The 3,764-nt window shown below is 37.6% G+C and carries 5 protein-coding genes; 1 reads left to right on the top strand and 4 read right to left on the bottom strand.

What is annotated here, in order from left to right; all coding sequences use genetic code 11:
- Positions 1 to 269: 269 nt before the first annotated feature.
- A complete protein-coding gene (locus WYK_RS05810; protein ID WP_235782449.1) occupies positions 270 to 623 on the top strand; it encodes a VOC family protein in 354 nt (117 codons plus the stop codon).
- A 140-nt stretch (positions 624 to 763) separates the two neighbouring features.
- Here the strand turns inward: WYK_RS05810 and WYK_RS05805 are convergent, their stop codons facing one another.
- From WYK_RS05805 to WYK_RS05790, 4 genes are all read right to left on the bottom strand, one after another.
- The gene (locus WYK_RS05805; RefSeq protein ID WP_081704783.1) at positions 764 to 1,273 is read right to left on the bottom strand and encodes a nucleotidyltransferase family protein; all 510 of its coding nucleotides are present in this window, start codon (positions 1,271 to 1,273) and stop codon (positions 764 to 766) included.
- Positions 1,274 to 1,403: 130 nt separating this feature from the next.
- The gene (locus WYK_RS05800; protein ID WP_235782448.1) at positions 1,404 to 2,006 is read right to left on the bottom strand and encodes an acetylglutamate kinase; all 603 of its coding nucleotides are present in this window, start codon (positions 2,004 to 2,006) and stop codon (positions 1,404 to 1,406) included.
- Positions 2,007 to 2,114: 108 nt separating this feature from the next.
- Entirely contained in the window at positions 2,115 to 2,597 is a 483-nt protein-coding gene (locus tag WYK_RS05795; protein ID WP_040373619.1) for a hypothetical protein, read from the bottom strand.
- Positions 2,598 to 3,103: 506 nt separating this feature from the next.
- A partial coding sequence (locus WYK_RS05790) for a BclA C-terminal domain-containing protein (protein ID WP_040373618.1) occupies positions 3,104 to 3,764 on the bottom strand: 661 nt, incomplete at its 5' end.

Below are 3,764 nucleotides of genomic sequence, written 5' to 3'. Positions count from 1 at the left end.
TTCTTTTTCTTTTTACTTATTAAATTTACTTTGACGACTTGTTTGATTGTTCATAAATACTCCTTTAGTTTACACTAAAATATTCCCCATTCTATTATTATTTACCAAGATAAAACTTTTGTCATCATATTTTTACACAAAAAGGTATAAAAAGACATAAAAAGATACAATTTCTTTTATTTACCCGATTTTCTTCATAGTAAAAATAGAGGAGTTTAATAGAATTAATCGAAATTAAATATATAAAATATAACTATGGAGGTCAGAATATGGTTCCACAACGTGTTTCGTTAATAACGATTGGTGCTTTTGATTTGCCTGCACTAAGGCTATTTTATCAACAGTTAGGTTGGGCTGAACTAGATTTCAGTTCTGATACCTACGCCGTTTTTAATACAGCAGGCGTCCTTTTGACCCTTTTTCCAGTATCAGAGTTAGCCGACGATGCCGGGGTTGAAATCAAACAGTCAGCAGAAATATACAATAACGTCACTTTAGCTATTAATGTGGAGACTCCTGAACTCGTAGATGCTGCCATTGCGAAGATTCAAGAAGCTGGGGGGAAAATTTTGCGGATGCCTACTGAAGCCGTTTTGGGGAGGGAGGACATCTTATTTCGCTGATCCAGAAAACAACCTTTGGGAAGTTGCCTGGAATCCTTCTTCAGTCTTTAATGACTCCGGAGCTATGATCAAATTTTAATCATGTAAAGAGAAAGATATCATTCTTTCCCTTTACACATAAATTTTTATCCACTACAAAATCACCTGAAAATTTTGACCTTTTTCCAGAGTGCTGGCCAGTTTTTTTGAGTTACTCGGTCTAGATAGATCTGCTTTAGTGCTGATTCTTGAAAGGCTGGTGTCGGAAATACTTCCATTTCAAGTACATCTCTTACTCCGTACGGGGCAGCCAATAGTAGTTTCCGCTGCTCATCTAACCGAACGCCTAGCGCTGTTACTGTCTCGGGAAAATGTGCGATGCCATCCGTTGAAGAGGTATATGGAGTGAAATTATTTAGCACATGCATTCTTGCTTGATTTTTTACTGACCAAGGAAGGGTAGAATCAAGTCCATTCAGTATCCGTTCATACTTCTTTTCCTGCTCCTCCTCGATATTACTAGGATCATAGTAAATAACATCTATATCATTCAATTTTGTTCTCACTGAAAAATCATGAAGCGTATCCCAAATTTTCGAGCGGATAAACCCTGCACATATCCACGCATCAGAAAGTTCTAGCTTTTGAACAGCTTTAAGAATGTCCATCATCCATGGATCATTCTTAATTAACTCTATAATATTTTCTTCAGTTTGAAGCACATTTATCTCCCCCTTCCTATATAATTATAACAATTAATGGAATGGCGGAGATGATTTTCTGTGGATTTGCAAATGATTCTTAAGTTAAAAAAACCGAAGGAAATTGTTGAATAATGATAGTTGAAAGTAGATCAGCCATTTGCAAGGCTTCCGACTCAATTCTTTCAAATACGTCAACACTAGACTGGTAATCATGCTGAAGCATATAGACAGCCTCTGCTTTTGTCATAGCCAAGTGATCATAAAACATCTTTCTGAAATCAGTTAGGGGTAAAAAAGGATTAATTGAATACCAAAAAGCAACGATTTCATCTCCATTGGCGTACCATTTTTTCTCCAAAGTGGCTGCTATTGTTTGATCACCGACTTTTGCGGCTTTTATTAAATCTGCTGCAATGACCAGATGTTCCTGGATTAAGTGAGCATATCTCTCAGCAGCCTGATCGCCATAGTAAGGCTTCAATAAATTCCCCATATCCACGGAGTTGCGAAGTAAACGTGCGACCACAGCATCACTATCTGGTAAAGAAAAGACGAGACTTACAATGGTCAGCCTGGTCCAGAATACATGCTGCTCCCAAAGCATCCTCATATGATTTTTCAAGTCACTCGCTGACTTACTAATACACGTTTCAGACATGCCTCTCATTGAGTAATAATACATAGAATCACTCTCCTCCATTGATTTATTCCACCTTATTCAAATTTCATTATTTTGTGTGCTTTTGCCATTCATTACAGAAAAAAAATAAGTAAGCAGCCTAATTGGCCGCGTACTTATTTTTACTTTTTATTGTTCTTTTTCAAAACTGTCAATATCCGTTTCGTACCATAATTGGAAAGCAAGTTTATTCGTATGTTGTGAACGTTTGAGCATTTCAGTTCGTACTTGCAGGAACTCTTCCCAATTTGGAAAACTTCTGAATTGATCGGATTCAATGTACCATGTTCCATTTTCTCCACTCGGTTGATACGCAATGTATTTATGTTTTGCACAATGACGGCGCACAATTTGTGGAGATAAACCTGTTAACCAGGCTACTTCCTTAACAGATATATATTCAGGAACATCATCGACAATCAAATCCTTAGTCAATTCTTTTACTGCTAAATCTTCTTCTTCAGATAGCTCACCTAGGAGAACCTTTTCTTCAATTAAGGCATTCTCTAATTTTTTCAGGATTAAAGCTTTTTTTGCTTTATCAGTTGGAATCCTATTTTCTTCTTCTGGAGTAATCGGGATCATTTTTAACAATTCAGACATCTGAATCAACTTCTTCACCTCATCCTTATTATACGATATTTTTATTAAAAAGAAACTATCGAAACATTATTAATGCTTACTTGTCAGTGATTTTTGACTTTTTCTGCTTATGTAAAGATATCGATTAACCCATTCTAGTATGTCAATTCTGTATCCAATTGGATCTTCAATATTTGTTTGCCTCTGGTAAAGCGTAACTGACATAACAAGGTACATCGGCCTTTGCAACATGCTTTTTTTGCATAGTTCAGTTTTTTCAATTTCTACAAGTCCAAATAAACATACGGGTGTTGGATATGATCAAATGACTTCAAAGAATTAGACATCTATATCACTCCTTTAAAGCCGTGTATATCTTAATGAAGATTATAATAATCCGTACGAATACTTACTTTCAAAGTATTACTGTTTAACGATTTATGGTTAAGTATTTAATCAAGAAAAAGTAGAAGTTGGAAAAAAATACAACTCTCCAATTTCTACTTTCTTAGTTAGTATTAAAGTCTTTACTACAATTAATCTAATTTTTTCAGCAAAATTGATGCATTTGCATTGGTTTGTGTTCCTCCTGCCAGTGTTTGAAGAGTGACGGCTGAGGAAGAGGTATGATTTCGTAGTGTGAGAACATCTCCAGATGCAATCGAAAGAATCACTTGGCCGTTATTTTGCTGAGTCCCTGCACCTGAACCATAGACTGTTCCTGCCACCTCAGCACCATTTAAAAATAGCGCAAATTGACTTGGTTCTACATGAGTTGTTGAGAACGTAACTTCATAAATTCCCGCGGTGGTTACAGAAATCGTAGAAGTCCCAGGAGCATGAGTAATTCCAGGTGTAATTAATCCATTTGTACTAAACGAAACATCTGCCTCTAATGCAACTACTTGAGCAACTAAGTTATAAATATATGCAAATTCGGATAGACCTCCTCCTGTGGCTCCTGTTGCTCCGGTATCACCTGTAGGTCCGGTTACTCCGGTTGCCCCAGTATCACCTGTTGCTCCAGTTACGCCGGTGGCTCCGGTATCACCTGTTGCTCCAGTTACTCCGGTGGCTCCGGTATCACCTGTTACTCCCGTGGCTCCTGTAGCCCCGGTATCACCTGTTGCTCCTGTTACTCCGGTTGCCCCGGTATCACCTGTTGCTCCTGTTACTCCGGTTGCCCCGGTATCACCT

It is taken from the genome of Peribacillus psychrosaccharolyticus ATCC 23296 (assembly GCF_000305495.1).
Taxonomy (GTDB): Bacteria; Bacillota; Bacilli; order Bacillales; family DSM-1321; genus Peribacillus; species Peribacillus psychrosaccharolyticus.
This window is presented reverse-complemented; position numbering and strand designations above follow the sequence as displayed.

Excerpts from the sequence above, each read along its gene's own strand:
- WYK_RS05810 (WP_235782449.1), top strand. The coding sequence starts at position 270 with ATGGTTCCACAACGTGTTTCGTTAATAACGATTGGTGCTTTTGATTTG.
- WYK_RS05805 (WP_081704783.1), bottom strand. The coding sequence starts at position 1,273 with ATGATGGACATTCTTAAAGCTGTTCAAAAGCTAGAACTTTCTGATGCG.
- WYK_RS05800 (WP_235782448.1), bottom strand. The coding sequence starts at position 2,006 with ATGGAGGAGAGTGATTCTATGTATTATTACTCAATGAGAGGCATGTCT.